At 72.5% G+C, this 16,481-nt stretch carries 17 protein-coding genes; 13 read left to right on the plus strand and 4 right to left on the minus strand.

What is annotated here, in order from left to right; all coding sequences use genetic code 11:
• Positions 1–7 precede the first annotated feature (7 nt).
• On the plus strand, positions 8–805 hold the full coding sequence (locus BA062_RS17715; protein ID WP_110338002.1) for a DeoR/GlpR family DNA-binding transcription regulator: 798 nt from the start codon (positions 8–10) through the stop codon (positions 803–805).
• On the opposite strand, the gene BA062_RS17720 is transcribed toward BA062_RS17715, so the two are convergent.
• Positions 792–1,373: a TetR/AcrR family transcriptional regulator gene (locus tag BA062_RS17720; protein WP_110338362.1), complete on the minus strand. Its 582-nt coding sequence runs from the start codon at positions 1,371–1,373 to the stop codon at positions 792–794. The two genes, BA062_RS17715 and BA062_RS17720, sit on opposite strands and share 14 nt — an antisense overlap.
• Positions 1,374–1,454: 81 nt before the next feature.
• Between BA062_RS17720 and BA062_RS17725 the strand changes: the two genes are divergently transcribed.
• From BA062_RS17725 to BA062_RS17755, 7 genes are all read left to right on the plus strand, one after another.
• The gene (locus BA062_RS17725; RefSeq protein WP_110338004.1) at positions 1,455–2,375 is read left to right on the plus strand and encodes an SDR family NAD(P)-dependent oxidoreductase; all 921 of its coding nucleotides are present in this window, start codon (positions 1,455–1,457) and stop codon (positions 2,373–2,375) included.
• Between the two features lie 85 nt (positions 2,376–2,460).
• On the plus strand, positions 2,461–3,228 hold the full coding sequence (locus BA062_RS17730; protein ID WP_110338364.1) for an SDR family oxidoreductase: 768 nt from the start codon (positions 2,461–2,463) through the stop codon (positions 3,226–3,228).
• A complete protein-coding gene (locus BA062_RS17735) occupies positions 3,225–4,136 on the plus strand; it encodes an SDR family oxidoreductase (protein WP_110338006.1) in 912 nt (303 codons plus the stop codon). Before BA062_RS17730 ends, BA062_RS17735 begins: the two co-directional genes overlap by 4 nt.
• Positions 4,136–4,885: an enoyl-CoA hydratase family protein gene (locus tag BA062_RS17740; RefSeq protein ID WP_110338008.1), complete on the plus strand. Its 750-nt coding sequence runs from the start codon at positions 4,136–4,138 to the stop codon at positions 4,883–4,885. The genes BA062_RS17735 and BA062_RS17740 overlap by 1 nt, the downstream gene beginning before the upstream one ends.
• Positions 4,885–5,748: a CoA transferase subunit A gene (locus BA062_RS17745; protein ID WP_110338010.1), complete on the plus strand. Its 864-nt coding sequence runs from the start codon at positions 4,885–4,887 to the stop codon at positions 5,746–5,748. Before BA062_RS17740 ends, BA062_RS17745 begins: the two co-directional genes overlap by 1 nt.
• Complete coding sequence (locus BA062_RS17750) at positions 5,745–6,479, plus strand: CoA-transferase subunit beta (protein WP_110338012.1); 735 nt, start codon at positions 5,745–5,747, stop codon at positions 6,477–6,479. Before BA062_RS17745 ends, BA062_RS17750 begins: the two co-directional genes overlap by 4 nt.
• Entirely contained in the window at positions 6,479–7,540 is a 1,062-nt protein-coding gene (locus tag BA062_RS17755) for an NAD(P)H-dependent flavin oxidoreductase (RefSeq protein ID WP_110338366.1), read from the plus strand. Before BA062_RS17750 ends, BA062_RS17755 begins: the two co-directional genes overlap by 1 nt.
• A 247-nt stretch (positions 7,541–7,787) precedes the next feature.
• On the opposite strand, the gene BA062_RS17760 is transcribed toward BA062_RS17755, so the two are convergent.
• Genes BA062_RS17760 through BA062_RS17770 form a run of 3 tightly spaced genes read right to left on the minus strand, consistent with a single transcriptional unit; the run spans position 7,788 to position 10,861 of the window.
• Entirely contained in the window at positions 7,788–8,939 is a 1,152-nt protein-coding gene (locus BA062_RS17760) for an acetyl-CoA C-acetyltransferase (protein WP_110338014.1), read from the minus strand.
• A gap of 9 nt (positions 8,940–8,948) precedes the next feature.
• Positions 8,949–9,716: an SDR family oxidoreductase gene (locus tag BA062_RS17765; RefSeq protein ID WP_168214003.1), complete on the minus strand. Its 768-nt coding sequence runs from the start codon at positions 9,714–9,716 to the stop codon at positions 8,949–8,951.
• The gene (locus tag BA062_RS17770) at positions 9,716–10,861 is read right to left on the minus strand and encodes an acyl-CoA dehydrogenase family protein (protein ID WP_168214004.1); all 1,146 of its coding nucleotides are present in this window, start codon (positions 10,859–10,861) and stop codon (positions 9,716–9,718) included. The genes BA062_RS17765 and BA062_RS17770 overlap by 1 nt, the downstream gene beginning before the upstream one ends.
• Before the next feature lie 72 nt (positions 10,862–10,933).
• Between BA062_RS17770 and BA062_RS17775 the strand changes: the two genes are divergently transcribed.
• The 5 genes from BA062_RS17775 to BA062_RS17795 are packed head-to-tail and all read left to right on the plus strand — an operon-like array spanning position 10,934 to position 16,472.
• Positions 10,934–12,484, plus strand: a complete 1,551-nt coding sequence (locus BA062_RS17775) for a FadD3 family acyl-CoA ligase (protein ID WP_110338018.1) — start codon at positions 10,934–10,936, stop codon at positions 12,482–12,484.
• On the plus strand, positions 12,481–13,323 hold the full coding sequence (locus BA062_RS17780) for an enoyl-CoA hydratase (protein ID WP_110338020.1): 843 nt from the start codon (positions 12,481–12,483) through the stop codon (positions 13,321–13,323). Before BA062_RS17775 ends, BA062_RS17780 begins: the two co-directional genes overlap by 4 nt.
• Positions 13,323–14,456 (plus strand): acyl-CoA dehydrogenase family protein, encoded by a 1,134-nt coding sequence (locus BA062_RS17785; protein WP_110338022.1) that lies wholly within the window; start codon positions 13,323–13,325, stop codon positions 14,454–14,456. Before BA062_RS17780 ends, BA062_RS17785 begins: the two co-directional genes overlap by 1 nt.
• Complete coding sequence (locus BA062_RS17790) at positions 14,453–15,391, plus strand: acyl-CoA dehydrogenase family protein (protein ID WP_110338024.1); 939 nt, start codon at positions 14,453–14,455, stop codon at positions 15,389–15,391. Before BA062_RS17785 ends, BA062_RS17790 begins: the two co-directional genes overlap by 4 nt.
• The gene (locus BA062_RS17795; RefSeq protein WP_110338026.1) at positions 15,384–16,472 is read left to right on the plus strand and encodes an acyl-CoA dehydrogenase family protein; all 1,089 of its coding nucleotides are present in this window, start codon (positions 15,384–15,386) and stop codon (positions 16,470–16,472) included. The genes BA062_RS17790 and BA062_RS17795 overlap by 8 nt, the downstream gene beginning before the upstream one ends.
• Positions 16,473–16,481 lie beyond the last annotated feature (9 nt).

Raw genomic sequence — 16,481 nt, forward strand, 5'->3', positions numbered from 1 at the left:
TTCGGGCGTGACCGTTCCCCGGCAGACGACGACCCAGCGGCGCACGATGCTGCTCGCCGCCGTGCGCGGCGGTGACAGCAACATCCAGGCGCTGGCCGAGCAGTTCGGGGTGTCGTCGTCGACGATCCGGCGTGACCTGACCGAGCTGGCCAGGGAGGGGCACGTCGTGCGCACCTACGGCGGTGCGCTCGACACCGGGCCCAGTGTCGAGCGCACCCTGCGGGAGAAGGACGCGAGCCACGCCGAGGAGAAGAACGCGGTCGCGCGTACCGCTGCCGGGCTGGTGCGCGACGGCGAGGTGGTGCTGCTCGACGCCGGCACCACCACGGGCAGGCTCGCGCACCACCTGGCCGGCCGGTCGGGGCTGACCGTGGTGACCAACGGGCTCACGGTGCTGCTCGCGCTCGCCGACAGCCCCGACATCGAGGTGGTGGTGCTCGGCGGGCGGCTGCGGCACCCCAACGAGGCCATCCTCGGCCCGACCGTCGAGCGGCAGCTGCGGCACATCGCGCCGGATCGCGTGTTCCTCGGCGCGGACGGGCTGACCGCGCGGCGCGGGCTGTGCGCCCCGACGCTGGAGCAGGCGCAGCTCAAGCACGCGATGCTGCACGCGGGGCTGGAGTCCTATGTGCTCGTCGACCATTCCAAACTGGACAGCGCGCCGTTCTCGTACTGGGCGCCGATGGACCGCGAGCACACGGTGATCGTGGACGATGGCGACCCTGCGGCGCTGGAGCCGTTCGAGTCCGTGCCGGGCTGCGCGCTGCTCCCCGTGCGGGTCTCCGGGGCCGTCAGCGAACCGTGAGCTCGTCGAACGCGGCGTCGACCGCGCGCGGCAGTGCCTCCGGGTCGTCGCCCGCGAGCTGGACGGCCGTGTTGAAGCACGCGAGTGCGAGCTGGGGCGCGAGCGTGGCGACCAGGTCGGTGGCGCCCCGCTCGCGCAGGTTCTCGGTCAGCGTGCCGGTGTAGAGCGCGAACTTGCGCGTGCTCCGGTCGCGTAGTTCGGGGGTCTCGTTGACGAGCCGCAGGTACGCGAGGTAGCGCTCGGGGTCGGCTGTCACGTCCTCGCAGATCGCCACGGTGGCCGCGCGCAGGTGCTCGACCGCCTCGGCGAGGGTCGGCCGCTCCGGTGTCAGTGCGCGGTGGCGCTCGATGATGCCGTCGAGGATGGCCTGCTCGTCGTAGAACACGACCTCCTGCTTGTCGCCGAAGTACCGGAAGAACGTCGTGCGGCCCACCTCGGCGCGCTCGGCGATGTCGGCGACGGTGACGTGCGCGTAGCCGCGCTCGGCGAACAGTTCGAACGCGGCCTTGATGATCTGCTCCCGCACACGCTGCTGTTTGCGCTCGCGCAACGGGACACGATCGGGCATGACCGTCATTGTACGGGGACGGTACCGTGTCTATAGTGGTACTCAGTTCCAGATGGAACTTGATGCCATTGAGAGGGCGACATGGGAACTCTGCTGATGACCGGCGCCAGTCGGGGCCTTGGCCGGGAGGCCGCCGAGCGACTGCTGCGCGACCATCCGGACCAGCACCTCCTGCTCACCGTCCGTGGCGCGAACGGCGACCGGCTCGCCGCCGAGCTGGCCGGGAAGACCGGCAACGCCAACGTGTCCACGGTTCCGGCCGACCTGGCCTCCTTCGCGAGCCTCCACGAGGCGGTCCGGGAGATCGAGCGGCGGATCGATGCCGGGGAGCTGCCCCCGCTGACCGGCTTCCTCGGCAACGCGGGCCTGCAGCTGACCTCGACGGAGCGGGCGACCGAGGACGGGTTCGAGGTCACGTTCGGCGTCAACGTGCTGGCCTACTACCTGCTGCTGCGGCTGCTGTTCGACCGGTTCCAGCCGGGCTCGCGGATCGTCGTGGTGGGCAGCGACGTGCACTTCGGCGACGTCAGGCACAACCTCGGCCTCGTCCCGGCGCCGAGGTGGGCCACGGTGGCCGAGCTGGCCCGGCCGAGGCCGGGCGGCGCGCTCGCGGGCAGGCGGGCCTACGCGACGAGCAAGCTCGGCGTGTTGTACCTGGTGCATGCGCTTGCGCGCCGCCTGCCGGACGGCGTGGACGCCTACACGTACAACCCCGGCCTGGTGCCGGGAACGGGGCTCCTGCGGGATGCTCATCCCGTCACGCGCGCGGTCGCGGGACCGCTGCTGCAGGCGGTGCGGGCGACGCCGTTCGCGATGGGGCCCGTGGCCGCGGGCGGGCTGCTGGCCGAGACCGCGCTGGGCCCGCGGCCCGGCGCGAGCGGGTCGTATCTCGATCGCGGCAAGGTCGCGCCGTCGTCGCCGGAGTCCTACGACGAGGACCGCGAGGAGGAACTGTGGGCCGCGGCGGCACAGCTGTGCGGCCTGCCCGTTGAGGTGCGATAGCGACCCGGACCACCCCGGCGCTTGTCCATTTCGAGAACGTGTTCTAGTTTCGAGGGCAAGCGAACGAGCGGAGGTGGCCGTGGCAGTGCCGGACGTGCGGCAGGACGGTGCCGTCGTGCTGGTGACCGGTGGCGTCCGCGGGGTCGGCGCCGGGATCGCCGGGGTTTTCCGCGAGAACGGCGCGACAGTGGTGACGTGCGCCCGCAACCGGCCCGAGGACGTCGGGCCCGGGTTCATCCGCTGCGACGTGCGCGAGCCCGAGCAGGTCGAGCGCATGATGCAACAGGTTCTCGACGAGCACGGCAGGCTCGACGTGCTCGTCAACAACGCGGGAGGCGCACCGTTCGCGCCCGCGGCCGGAGCCTCACCCCGCTTCCACGACAAGGTCGTCCAGCTCAACCTGCTCGCACCGCTGCTCGTCGCGCAGCACGCGAACGCCGTGATGCAACGGCAGGACACGGGCGGCTCGATCGTGATGATCAGCAGCGTCAGCGGGTGCAGGCCGTCGCCGGGCACCGCCGCGTACGGCGCCGCCAAGGCCGGGCTCCGCAACCTCACGGCCAGCCTCGCCGTCGAGTGGGCGCCGAAGGTGCGCGTCAACGCGCTCGACGTCGGCATGGTCCGCACCGAGAACGGCGAGCTGCACTACGGCAGCGAGGCGGCGGTCGCCGCCGTCGGCAAGACCGTGCCGCTCGGCAGGCTCGCCGAGCCCGAGGAGATCGGCAACTGCGCGCTGTTCCTCGCCTCACCGCTCGCCTCCTACGTCACCGGCGCCACGCTGCTCGTTCACGGTGGCGGCGAGCTGCCCGCCTTCCTCGCCGCCACCGACGTCAACCACGGGGAGCACGCATGAGCAGTGGACTGTGTCAGGGCCGCGTCGTGATCGTCACCGGAGCCGGGCGCGGCATCGGCAGGGCGCACGCGCTCGCGTTCGCGGCCGAGGGCGCGCAGGTGGTGGTCAACGACGTCGGCGTCGCGCTCGACGGCTCCGCCACCGGCGAGGGACCGGCCGCCGAAGTCGTCGCCGAGATCGAGGCACGCGGCGGCAAGGCGGTGGCCAGCACCGACGACGTGGCCGACTTCGCGGGCGCGCAGCGGCTGATCGGCTCCGCACTCGAACACTTCGGACGCCTGGACGTGCTGGTGAACAATGCCGGCGTGGTGCGCGACCGGATGCTCGTCAATCTCGCCGAGGACGAGTGGGACGCCGTGATCCGCGTGCACCTGAAAGGACATTTCGCGCCGCTGCGGCACGCGGCCGCGCACTGGCGGGCCGAGGCGAAGGCGGGCCGGACGCCGAGCGCCCGCGTGATCAACACCAGCTCGGGCGCCGGGCTGCTCGGCAGCGTGGGACAGGGCAACTACGTGGCCGCCAAGGCCGGGATCGCCGGGCTCACCGTGGTGGCGGCCGAGGAACTGGCGCGCTACGGCGTGACCGTCAACGCCATCGCCCCCTCGGCCCGCACCCGCATGACCGAGGAGGTGTTCGCCGACCTGATGGCCGCGCCGCGCGACGGCTTCGACGCGATGGCACCCGAGAACGTCTCGCCGCTCGTGGTGTGGCTCGGCAGCGAGGAGTCCGCTGATGTGACGGGCCGCGTGTTCGAGGTCGAGGGCGGGCAGGTGTCGCTCGCGCAGGGCTGGCGCCACGGCCCAGCCGAGGACAAGGGCGCCCGCTGGGAACCCGCAGAACTGGGGCCCGTCGTGGCCAGGCTGCTGGAGCGCGCACCGGAACCCGAGCCCGTCTACGGGGCGCGCTGATGGGCATCGTCACCAGCAGGCCCGAGAGCCACATCGAGGTCGTCACCGTCGACTTCCCGCCCGTCAACGCCCTGCCCGTGCGGGGCTGGTTCGACCTCGCGGAGGCGATCGAGAACGCGGGCAAGGACCCCGACGTGCACGCCGTGGTGCTGCGCGCCGAGGGCCGCGGGTTCAACGCGGGCGTCGACATCAAGGAGCTCCAGCGCGGCACCGGTTACGAGGCGCTCGTGGGCGCCAACCGCGGCTGCTACGCGGCGTTCGGCGCGGTGTACGACTGCGCGGTGCCGGTGATCGCCGCGGTGCACGGCTTCTGCCTCGGCGGCGGCATCGGGCTCGCCGGCAACGCCGACGTGGTGGTGGCCTCCGACGACGCGACGTTCGGCGTGCCGGAGGTGGAGCGCGGCGCGCTCGGCGCGGCCACCCACCTCGCGCGGCTCGTGCCGCCGCACCTGCTGCGCACCCTGTACTTCACCGCCCGCACCGTCGGTGCGGGTGAGTTGCTCGGCTACGGCTCCGTCTACCGGGTGGTGCCGCGCGCCGAACTCGACGAGGCAGCGCTGGACGTGGCCCGCGACATCGCGAAGAAGGACACGCGGGTGATCAGGGCCGCCAAGGAGGCGCTCAACGGCATCGACCCGCAGGACGTCCACCGCAGCTACCGGTTCGAGCAGGGCTTCACCTTCGAGCTGAACCTGCTGGGCGCCTCCGACGAGGCGCGCCAGAAGTTCCTGGACGACAAGGACACGTGATGGCCGACAAGACCGCCACCGCCGACGAGGTCGTCGCCGGGCTGGAAGACGGCATGACGATCGGCATCGGCGGCTGGGGCTCCCGGCGCAAGCCGATGTCGCTCGTGCGCGCGATCCTGCGCTCCCCGGTGAAGGACCTCACCGTGGTGTCCTACGGCGGACCCGACGTCGGCCTGCTCGCCTCGGCCGGCAAGCTGCGGCGGGTCGTGTTCGGGTTCGTGACCCTCGACTCGATCCCGTTCGACCCGTGGTTCGGGCGCGTGCGCGAGTCCGGCGCCATCGACGTGACCGAGTACGACGAGGGCATGTTCGCCGCGGCGCTGTCGGCGGCCGCGCAGCGGTTGCCGTTCCTGCCGACGCGCGCCGGGCTCGGCTCCGACGTCCTGCGCGTCAACCCCAGCCTGCGGACCGTGCGCTCGCCCTACGCCGACGGGGAGGAGCTGGTCGCGGTGCCCGCGCAGGAACTCGACGTCGCGTTCGTGCACCTCAACCGCGCCGACGCGCGCGGCAACGCCCAGTACCTCGGACCCGACCCGTACTTCGACGACCTGTTCTGCCTGGCCGCGAAACAGCGGATCGTGTCGGTGGAGAAGGTGGTGGACACCGGTGACCTCCTCGCGGAGGGACCCGTGCAGTCGCTGCTGCTCAACCGGTCCACTGTGGACGCCGTGGTCGAGTCGCCGCACGGTGCGCACTTCACCCCGGCCGTGCCCGACTACGGCCGCGACGAGGCGTTCCAGCGGTACTACGCCGAGTGCGCCAAGGATCCGGACCGCTGGCCCGGCTTCGCCGACCGGTTCCTCTCCGGCGACGAGCGGGCGTACCAGAACGAGGTCGCGCGGTTCGCGGAGGAGACGAAGTGAACGACGCGAGCAGGGCCGAGGTGGCGATCGTCGCGGTCGCCGAACTGTTCCGCGGCGACGGTGAGCAGCTGGTGAGCCCGATGGGCCTCGTTCCCTCGCTCGGCGCGCGGCTGGCGAGGCTGACGTTCGAGCCGGAGCTGTTGCTGTCCGACGGCGAGGCGTACCTGCTCGACGCCGGTGGCGTGGTGGAGGGCTGGCAGCCGTTCCGCAAGATGCTGGAGGTGATCGTGCCGCACGGACGGCGGCACGTCGTGATGGGCGCCAACCAGATCGACCGGTACGGCAACCAGAACATCTCCGCCATCGGCGACCACGCGCGGCCCGCCAAACAGCTGCTCGGGGTGCGCGGCGCGCCCGGCAACACCGTCAACCACCGCACCAGCTACTGGGTTCCCCGGCACAGCAGGCGCGTGTTCGTCCCGTCCGTCGACGTCGTGTCCGGGGTCGGGTACGACAACGCCGCGAAGGCCGGCCCCTCGGCGCAGCGGTTCCACGACGTGCACCGCGTGGTGACCAACCTTGGCGTGTTCGACTTCGGCGGGGCCGACCACGCGATGCGGGCGGTGTCACTGCATCCCGGCGTCTCGTCCGGAGAGGTGGCGGAGGCGACGTCGTTCGACATCGAGCTGGACGGCGCGGGCGTGACGCGGCAGCCCTCCACCGAGGAGCTGCGGCTCATCCGCGAAGTGCTCGATCCCTCGGGTTCGCGGGACAGGGAAGTGCGCTCGTGATCGAGACCGCGCTGACGCGCCTGGTGGGTGTGCGGCATCCCGTGGTGCAGACGGGGATGGGCTGGGTGGCCGGTCCGCGGCTCGTGTCGGCGACGGCCGAGGCGGGCGGGCTCGGCATCCTCGCGTCGGCGACGATGACCTACGGCGAGCTGGCCGCGGCGATCGCGGAGACCAAGAAGCGCACCGGCAACCCCTTCGGCGTCAACCTCCGCGCCGACGCCGATGATGCGGGCGAGCGCGTGGAGCTGCTGATCGCCGAGGGGGTGCGGGTGGCGTCGTTCGCGCTCGCGCCGCGTAAGGAGCTGATCGCCAAGCTCAAGGACAACGGCGTCGTCGTGATCCCCTCGGTGGGCGCTGCGCGGCACGCGGAGAAGGTCGCCGGGTGGGGCGCCGACGCCGTGATCGTGCAGGGCGGCGAGGGCGGCGGGCACACGGGCGCGGTGGCGACGACGCTGCTGCTGCCGTCGGTGCTCGATGCCGTGGACATCCCCGTGGTGGCCGCGGGCGGCTTCTATGACGGGCGCGGGCTCGCGGCGGCGCTGGCGTACGGAGCGGCCGGGGTGGCGATGGGCACGCGGTTCCTGCTGACGAAGGACAGCACGGTGCCCGACGACGTCAAGCGGTACTACCTCGGGCAGGGCCTGGCGGGCACGGTGGTGACGAGGCGGGTGGACGGCCTGCCGCACCGCGTGCTCCGGACCGAGCTGGTGGAGCGGCTCGAGTCGGCGGGCCGGCTACGCGCTCTCGGGCAGGCGCTGCGCAACGCGCTCCGTTTTCGTGCGCTGACGGGGCTCTCGCTCCCGGCGATGGTCCGCGAGGGGCTGGCGATGAAGCGCGGCAACGAGCTGACGTGGAGCCAGGTCGTGATGGCCGCGAACACCCCGATGCTCCTGCGCTCGGGGCTCGTGGAGGGGCGAACCGATGCGGGTGTCCTGGCCTCCGGCCAGGTGGTGGGCCTGCTCGACGACCTGCCCACCGTCGCCGAGCTGGTCGACCGCGTAGTCGCCGACGCGGAAACGATCCTGAGCGCCCTGCCGACCCACGTGACCGCTGCGCCCTGACACCCACCTTCGCGAGTCGTGCGCTCAGGCGCGCGAGTCGTGCACTCAGGACGCCGAGTCGTGCGTTCCCGACCGCGAGTCGTGCGTTCGGGACGCCGAGTCGTGCGTTCCCGTGTCCGTGTGGCCGCCGCGGAGCCGTCGAGCGCGATGCCTCGCTCCGTCCGGAGCGCAGAACTCGCGTGCCCGAGTGCATGACTCGCGTGCCCGAGTGCACGACTCGCGGTCTGGAGTGCACGACTCGCGGGCGTCAGAGGCGTTCGATGATGGTGACGTTGGCGGTGCCGCCGCCCTCGCACATGGTCTGCAGGCCGTAACGGCCACCGGTGCGCTCCAGCTCACTCAGCAGGGTCGCCATGAGCTTCGTGCCGGTCGCGCCGATGGGGTGCCCGAGCGCGATCGCGCCGCCGTTGACGTTGACGCGGTCCGGATCGGCTCCGGTCTCGTCGAGCCAGGCGAGCACCACGCTCGCGAACGCCTCGTTGACCTCGAAGAGGTCGATGTCGTCGATGGTGAGTCCCGTCTTGCGCAGCGCGTGGCCGGTCGCGGGGATGGGGCCGGTCAGCATCCACACCGGATCGGCGGCACGCACCGAGATGTGGTGGATCCGCGCCCTCGGCTTCAGCCCGTGCTCGTTCACGAACGGCTCCGACGCCAGCAGCACCGCGCTCGCCGCGTCGGAGAGCTGGCTCGCCACGGCGGCCGTGAGTCGCGAGCCCTCGCTCAACGGCTCCAGCCCGGCCATTTTCTCCGGCGTCGTGTCGGGGCGCGGGCCCTCGTCGACGGCGAACCCCGCGAAGGGCACGATCTCGCGCGCGAACCGGCCCTCCTCGACGGCCGTCAGCGCTCGCTGGTGACTGCGGTAGGCGTACGCTTCCATGTCCTCGCGCGTGATGTCCCAGTGCTCGGCGATCATGTCGGCGCTGCGGAACTGTGACACCTCCACGCTGCCGTACCGTTCCTGCCAGCCCTTCGACCCGGAGAACGGGTCGTCGAACCCGTACTCGCGCCCGGCCAGCATCGCCGCGCTGATCGGGATCCGGCTCATGTTCTGCACCCCGCCCGCCACGACGGCGTCCGCGGTTCCCGACAGCACCGCCTGCGCCGCGAAGTGCACCGCCTGCTGCGACGACCCGCACTGCCGGTCCACGGTCACGCCGGGCACGTGGTCGGGCAGGCCCGCCGCGAGCCACGCCGTGCGCGCGATGTTGCCTGCCTGCGGGCCGAGCGTGTCGGTGCAGCCCAGGATCACGTCGTCCACGAGCGCGGGATCGACGCCGCCACGCTCGACGACCGCGCCGATCACGTGTGCGGCGAGATCCGCGGAGTGCACTGTGGACAATGCGCCGCCCCGCTTGCCGACGGGTGTGCGCAGTGCGTCGATGAGGTAGGCCTCGGGCACGGAGAACTCCTAGGGATGCTGGCTGGACACGGAGACGGTCTCGCCGGTGAGGTAGCTGGCGTAGTCGCTGGCGAGGAAAACCATGACGTTGGCGACCTCCCACGGTTGGGCGGCCCGCCCGAACGCCTCGCGCCGCTCCAGGCGCTCGAGCAGCTCGTCGCTGGTGACCTTGGCGAGGAAGGGGTGCATGGCGAGGCTCGGGGCGACGGCGTTGACGCGGATCCCGTGCTCCGCGGCGTCGATCGCGGCGCAACGCGTGAGCGCCATGACACCCGCCTTCGCCGCCGCGTAGTGCGCCTGCCCGGCTTGCGCCCGCCAGCCCACCACCGACGCGTTGTTGACGATCACGCCACCGCCGCCCTGCTCGACGAACCGGCGCAGCGCGGCTCGGGTGCAGCGGAACGTCCCGCCCAGCGTCACGTCCAGCACCCGTGACCACTCGTCGTCGGTCATGTCCAGAATGGACTTCGTGCCGCCGAGGCCGGCGTTGTTGACGAGCACGTCGATCCGTCCGAAGTGGCCGGACGCGCCGTCGATGAGCGCCTGTACCTGCGTTTCGTCGGTGACGTCGCAGGGGATCGCGTGTACCTTGCCGAGCTCGGCCAGCTCGGCGGCCGTGGCGGCGAGCCGCCGTTCGTGCCGATCGCTGACGACCACGGAGGCGCCCTCCTCGAGCGCGCGGCGCGCGACGGCGGAGCCGATGCCGGTGCCGGCGGCGGCCGTGACCACCACGACCTTGCCCGCCAGCAGGTCCCGCCCCGGTGGGTACTCGGGCATCACGCGCGTGCCTCCTTCGGCAGGCCGAGCACGCGCTCGGCGATGATGTTGCGCTCGATCTCGTCGGAGCCGCCGTAGATGGTGTCGGCGCGGGAGAACAGGAACAGTCGTTGCCACTCGTCGGGCTCACCGTCGTGGACGAGCGACCGCGCGCCCCGCGCGCGCATGCCCAGTTCGCCGAGGCGGCGGTGCCACTGGGCCCACAGCAGCTTGCCCACTGCGACCTCGGGCCCCGCGTCCTCGCCGAGCGTGCGCAGCGCGTGGGCACGCAGCACGCGCAGACCGATCCACGCGCGCGTGAGCTCCGTTCGCAGCACGGGGTCGTCGATCGTGCCCGTGCGCCTGGCCTGCTCGATCACGCCCTCCAGCTCGCGCCGGAAGCCGATCTGCTGGCCGAGGGTGGACACGCCGCGCTCGAAGCCCAGCGTCGCCATCGCCACGCGCCAGCCGTCGCCGGGCTCGCCCACCACCATCGACGCGGGCGTGCGCGCGCCGTCGAAGAACACCTCGTTGAACTCCGAGGTTCCGGTGAGCTGCCGGATCGGCCGCACGGTGACGCCGTCCTGCCGCAGCGGCACGAGCAGGTACGACAGCCCGGAGTGCCGCCGTGAACCGGGTTCGGTGCGCGCGAGCACGAAGCACCAGTCGGCGACGTGGGCGAGCGAGGTCCAGATCTTCTGCCCGGTCACCACCCACTGGTCACCCTCGAGCCGCGCCGATGTCGACACTGCCGCCAGATCCGAGCCCGCTCCCGGCTCGGAGTAGCCCTGGCACCACAACTCCTCGACGGCCACGATCCTCGGCAGGAACCGCTGCCGCTGCTCGGGTGTGCCGTGCGCGATGAGCGTGGGGCCGAGCAGCTGTTCGCCGAGGTGGCCGACACGTGCGGGCGCGCCGGACGCCGCGTACTCCTCGTGGAAGATCACCTGCTCCGCCAGGCTCAGCCCCCGTCCGCCGAACTCGCGCGGCCAGCCGACGCAGGTCCAGCCCGACGCGGCGAGGTGCCGCTCCCAGGCCAGGCGCAGGTCGAACGCCTCGTGCTCGCGGCCGGGACCGCCGAGCCCGCGCAGCGCGGCGAACTCGCCGGTGAGGTTCTCGGCCAGCCAGTCCGCCACCTCGCGGCGGAACAGCTCGTGGTCCTTCACCCTCACCTCCTGCTACGGTTCACTGGCATAATGAGAACACGTTCTAGATTTCGCGTCCAGTGAGGGAGCGAGATGGCAGAGACGCACATCGCGCGGTCGATCCCCGGCGCGGTCAGGGCTGCGGCGGAGCGGTTCGGTTCCCGTGAGGCTGTGGTGGACGGCGACGTGCGCTTGACGTTCGCCGAACTTCTAGAACATGTTCAAATGCTGGCTCGCGTGTTCGCCGCGGGCGGCGTCCGGCCGGGCGACCGCGTGGCGATCAACTCGCCGAACACCCACCACTGGGTCGTGGCGGCGCTCGGCGCTCACTACGCGGGCGCGACGCTCGTGCCCGTCAACACCCGGTTCACCGGGGCCGAGACGGTCGACCTGCTGCGCCGCAGTCGCGCCCGCGCGCTCGTGGTTGCGGGCGACTTCCTCGGCACCGACCGGCTCGCCGGCATCCACGAGGCCGCAGGCGAGGCGGGCCTGCCCGAGCTGGGCACGGTCATCCGCATCCCGGTGCCCGGTCCGCTCGCCCCCGCCGAGGGCGTGCTCGACTGGCCCGACCTGCCCGGCGTCGCCCAGCGCGTACCGCTCACCGAGGTCGAGGCGCGCGCCGACGCGGTGTCGCCGGACGACGTGAGCGACATCCTCTTCACCTCGGGCACCACGGGCCGGAGCAAGGGCGTGCAGTCGGCGCACCGGCAGGCACTCGCCGTGGCACAGGCCTGGGCCGAGTGCGGAGAGGTGACCGAAACCGACCGCTACCTCGTGGTGAACCCCTTCTTCCACAGCTTCGGCTACAAGGCCGGGATCCTGGTCAGCCTGCTCACCGGCGCGACGCTGCTCCCGCAGGCCGTCTTCGACACCCGGTCGCTGCTCGACCTCGTCGAGGCCGAACGGGTGTCGGTGCTGCCAGGAGCGCCCGCGATCTTCCAGAGCCTGCTGCCCGAAGCGCCCGGCCGGGACCTCTCGTCGCTGCGGCTCGCCGTGACCGGAGCCGCCCCGGTTCCGGTGACACTCGTCGAGCGCATGCGCGACGAGCTCGGCTTCCGCACCGTGCTCACCGCGTACGGGCTCACCGAGGCAGTGGTGGCCACGATGTGCCGTCCCGGCGACGACCCGGAGACCGTCTCGCGCACGTCGGGCCGCGCCACCGCGGGGTTCGAGGTCGCGATCGCCGGATCCGGCGAGATCCTGCTGCGCGGCCCGAACGTCATGCTCGGCTACCTCGACGACCCCGGGGCCACGGCTACGGCGATCGACGCCGACGGCTGGCTGCACACCGGCGACGTCGGCGCGCTCGACGCCAACGGAAACCTCACGATCACCGACCGGCTCAAGGACATGTACATCTGCGGCGGCTTCAACGTCTACCCGGCCGAGGTCGAACAGGCACTCCGGCGGCTCGACGGCGTCGAGGACGTCGCCGTCGTCGGCGTGCCGGACGGGCGGCTCGGCGAGGTCGGCAAGGCGTTCGTCGTCTCCGGCGGGCAGCTCTCCGAGGACGACGTGCACGCGTTCTGCCGCGAACGGCTCGCCAACTACAAGCGGCCCCGCTCGGTCGAGTTCGTACCCGAGCTGCCGCGCAACGCCTCGGGCAAGGTGCTGAAACGCCTGCTGGGTAAGGAGGACGCATGACGGACGTGGTCCGCTACGAGTGCCGCGACGGGGTGGCGCTGGTGACGATGAACCGGCCGGAGTACCGCAACGCGCAGAACTCGGCGATGACCTACGCGCTGGACGACGCGTTCACGCGGGCGGTGGACGATCCGGAGGTGCGCGTGATCGTGCTGGCGGGGGAGGGCAAGCACTTCTCGGCGGGCCACGACATCGGCTCTCCCGGCCGGGACGCCGACGAGTCCTTCGACCGCAGGGCCGTGATGTGGTGGGACCACACCACCCGGGAGGGCGGTGACCGGAGGTTCGCCCGCGAGTCCGAGGTGTATCTGGGGATGTGCCGGCGGTGGCGGGAGATCCCGAAGCCGATGATCGCGTCGGTGCAGGGCGCGTGCATCGCGGGTGGGCTGATGCTGGCGTGGGTGTGTGATCTGATCGTGGCCGCCGACGACGCGTTCTTCGCCGATCCCGTGGTGCGGATGGGCATTCCTGGCGTCGAGTACTTCGCGCACCCGTGGGTGCTGGGGCCGAGGGCGGCCAAGGAAGTGTTGTTCACCGGCGAACGCTTCGACGTTCACCAGGCCAGGGAGTGGGGCATGGTGAGCATGGTCGTGCCGCGGGCGGAGCTTGAGCAGCGCACGCTGGAGCTGGCCGGGAAGATCGCCGCGATGCCCTCGTTCGGGCTGGCCCTCGCGAAGAAGGCGGTGAACCAGGCCGAGGACCTGATGGGCCTGCGGTCCGGCATGGACTCCGTGTTCGGCCTGCACCACTTCGCCCACGCCCACAACGCCGAGACCTCCACCGACTCGCTCGGCGGGCAGACCGCCCGGTCGATGCGGGACGGGAACGGGGCCCGCTAGTGGACCTCGACATCGACGAGGCGTCGGCGGCCTTCCGCGACGAGGTGCGCGCATGGCTGGCCGAGCACGTGCCCAGACCCGCGCTGCCCTCGATGGACACCGCCGTGGGCTTCCAGGCGCACCGTGAGTGGGAGGCGACGCTCGCCGACGCGCGCCTGTCCGTGGTGTCCTGGCCGCGCGAGTACGGAGGCCGCGACGCGTCGCTGCTGCAGTGGCTGTTGTTCGAGGAGGAGTACTACGCGGCGGGTGCGCCCGGCCGGGTCGGGCAGAACGGGATCTTCATGCTCGCCCCGACGCTGTTCGCCCACGGCACGCCCGAGCAACGCGAGCGGATCCTGCCGCCGATGGCCCGCGGTGAGCAGGTGTGGGCGCAGGCGTGGTCCGAACCCGAGGCGGGCAGCGACCTCGCCGCGCTGCGCAGCCGGGCCGTGCGCACCGACGGCGGCTGGCTGGCCTCGGGTGCGAAGACGTGGAGCTCGCGGGCCGCGTTCGCCGACCGCGCCTTCGGGCTGTTCCGCACCGACCCGGAGTCGCGGCGCCATCGCGGGCTCACCTACCTGATGCTCGATCTGCGGGCCGAGGGCGTGACGGTGCGGCCGATCCCGCAGCTCGACGGCGAGCCTGGGTTCGCCGAGATCTTCCTGGACAACGTGTTCGTGCCCGACGCCGACGTGATCGGCGAGGCCGGCGAGGGCTGGCGCGTGGCGATGACCACCGCGAACAACGAGCGCGGCCTCTCGCTGCGCAGCCCCGGCCGGTTCCTCGCCGCCGCGGACCGGCTCGCGGCACTGTGGCGGGAGCGGGGTGAGCCGGCGCAGTTCACGGACCGCGTTGCCGACGCGTGGATCGGCGCGCGCGCCTACCAGCTCTACACCTACGCCACGGTGACCAGGCTCGCCGAGGGCGGCGGCCTCGGCCCCGAGTCCAGTGTCAACAAACTGTTCTGGTCGCACCTCGACGTCGCGCTGCACGAGACCGCGCTCGACCTGCTCGGTCCCGAGGGCGAGCTCACCGGCCCGTGGACCGACGGCTACCTGTTCTCCCTCGCCGGGCCCATCTACGGCGGCACCGACCAGATCCAGCGCAACACGATCGCCGAACGCCTGCTCGGCCTGCCCAGGGAGGCACGATGAGGTTTGCCCCCACCGCCGAGCAGCGGCAGTTCGCCGCGAGCCTGCACGATCTGCTGGCCGGAGCCGACACCCCCGCCACCGTCCGCGCCTGGGGCGACGGCAGGCACGAACCCGGCCTCAAGATCTGGCGCGACCTCGCCGACCTCGGGCTACCCGCCCTGCTCGTTCCCGAGCGCGACGGCGGCCTCGGCGGCTCGGCCACCGACCTGGTGGTGGCGTTCGAGGTGCTCGGCTACCACGCGGTGCCGGGACCGCTCGCCGAGTCGGTCGCGGTGGCGCCGAGCCTCGCGCCGCGGGAGTCGCTGCCCGCGCTCGCCTCCGGTGAACTGCTCGCCACCGTCGCGCAGCCCCCGCTCGTGCCGTACGCCCTCGACGCGGACGTCGCCGGGCTCGTACTGCGTGTGCACGACGGCGCCGTCGAGCGGACCGGAGCCGACGGGGAGCCGGTGCGATCGCTCGACGCCGCCCGGCGACTGTTCCCGGTGCGAGCGGGCGAGGTGCTCGGCACCGCACCGGCGGAGGCATTCGAGCTGGGCGTGCTCGCCGTGTCCGCTCAGCTGACCGGTGCCGGGCGGTGGCTGCTGGGGCAGGCGAGCGCGTACGCGAAACAGCGCGAACAGTACGGCCGGGCCATCGGCTCGTTCCAGGCCGTGAAGCACCTGCTCGCCGACGTGGCGACGCGACTGGAGCTCGCGCGCCCCCTCGCGCACGGTGCCGCGGTCACGATGACCGCGCGCGACGTCTCCGCAGCCAAGGTCGCGGCCGGCGAGGCCGCCTACCTCGCCGCTCGCACGGCATTGCAGGTGCACGGCGCCATCGGCTACACCGCCGAGCACGACCTGGGACTGTGGCTCACCAGAGTGAGGGCGCTGACCGGGGCGTGGGGCGGCGCGGCCTGGCATCGCGCGCGGGTGCTGGGCGGGCGCGATGGATGAGACGACCGCGCTACGTCAGGCCGTGCGCGGCCTGCTCGCCAAACGCTCCGAACCGAGGACGGCCGTCGAGACCCCGCTCGGCTACGACCACGAGCTGTGGTCGATCCTGACCGGGCAGATCGGCGTCGCCGCCCTGGCCGTGCCCGAACGCTACGGGGGCGCGGGCGCCACGCTCGCCGAACTGTGCGTCGTGCTCCACGAGCTTGGCCGCACGCTGACCCCGTGCCCGCTGCTCGGCTCCGCGGTCGTGGCGGCGCAGGCGCTGCTCGCGACGGGTGACACCGACGCGTGCGCGCGGCTGCTCCCCGGCATCGCCGAGGGCACCCGCGTCGCCACGCTCGCGTGGAGCGGACCCGACGGCGGCTGGTCCCCGGAGCGGCCCGCCGTGAAGGCCGACGGCTCCACCCTGACCGGAACGGCGTGCTACGTGCTCGACGGCGATCTCGCCGATGTGCTGCTCGTGGCCGCCCGCACCACCGGGGGGACCGGTCTGTTCGAGGTGGACGCCACCGCCGCCGGCGTGCGGCGCGAGCACACCCCTTCGCTCGACCCCGCCCGCAGGCTCGCGATCGTGGACCTTGCCGGGGTGCCCGCGCGCCGCCTCGACCGGGGTGACTACACGCCGTGCCTGCGACACGTCCGGGACGTCGCGCTCGTCGCGCTCGCCGCGGAACAGACCGGGGCGGCCGAGCGGGCGCTGGAGGCCACCGTCGAATACAGCCTGCAACGACACCAGTTCGGCAGGCCCATCGGCGCTTTCCAGGCGCTCAAGCACCGCATGGCGGACGCGTTCGTCCGGCTCGAGCAGGCACGCTCCGCCGTGCACGCGGCGCTGCGCTCCGCTGTCGGCGACACCCCGGAGCTGCCGCTCGACGCCGCGGTCGCGAAGATCGTGTGCGCGGAGGCACTGCGGCACATCGCCGCCGAGATGATCCAGCTCCACGGCGGCATCGCCATCACCTGGGAGCACGACGCGCACCTGTACTTCCGGCGGGCCCACGGCAGCGCGCAGCTCTTCGGTGAACCCGAGGCGCACGTGGCCGCGCTCGCGGTCTGCGGCGTTCCGGGTGGGGGTGTGTGATGCTGGCGG

The organism is Prauserella flavalba (assembly GCF_003202235.1).
GTDB lineage: Bacteria > Actinomycetota > Actinomycetes > Mycobacteriales > Pseudonocardiaceae > Prauserella_A > Prauserella_A flavalba.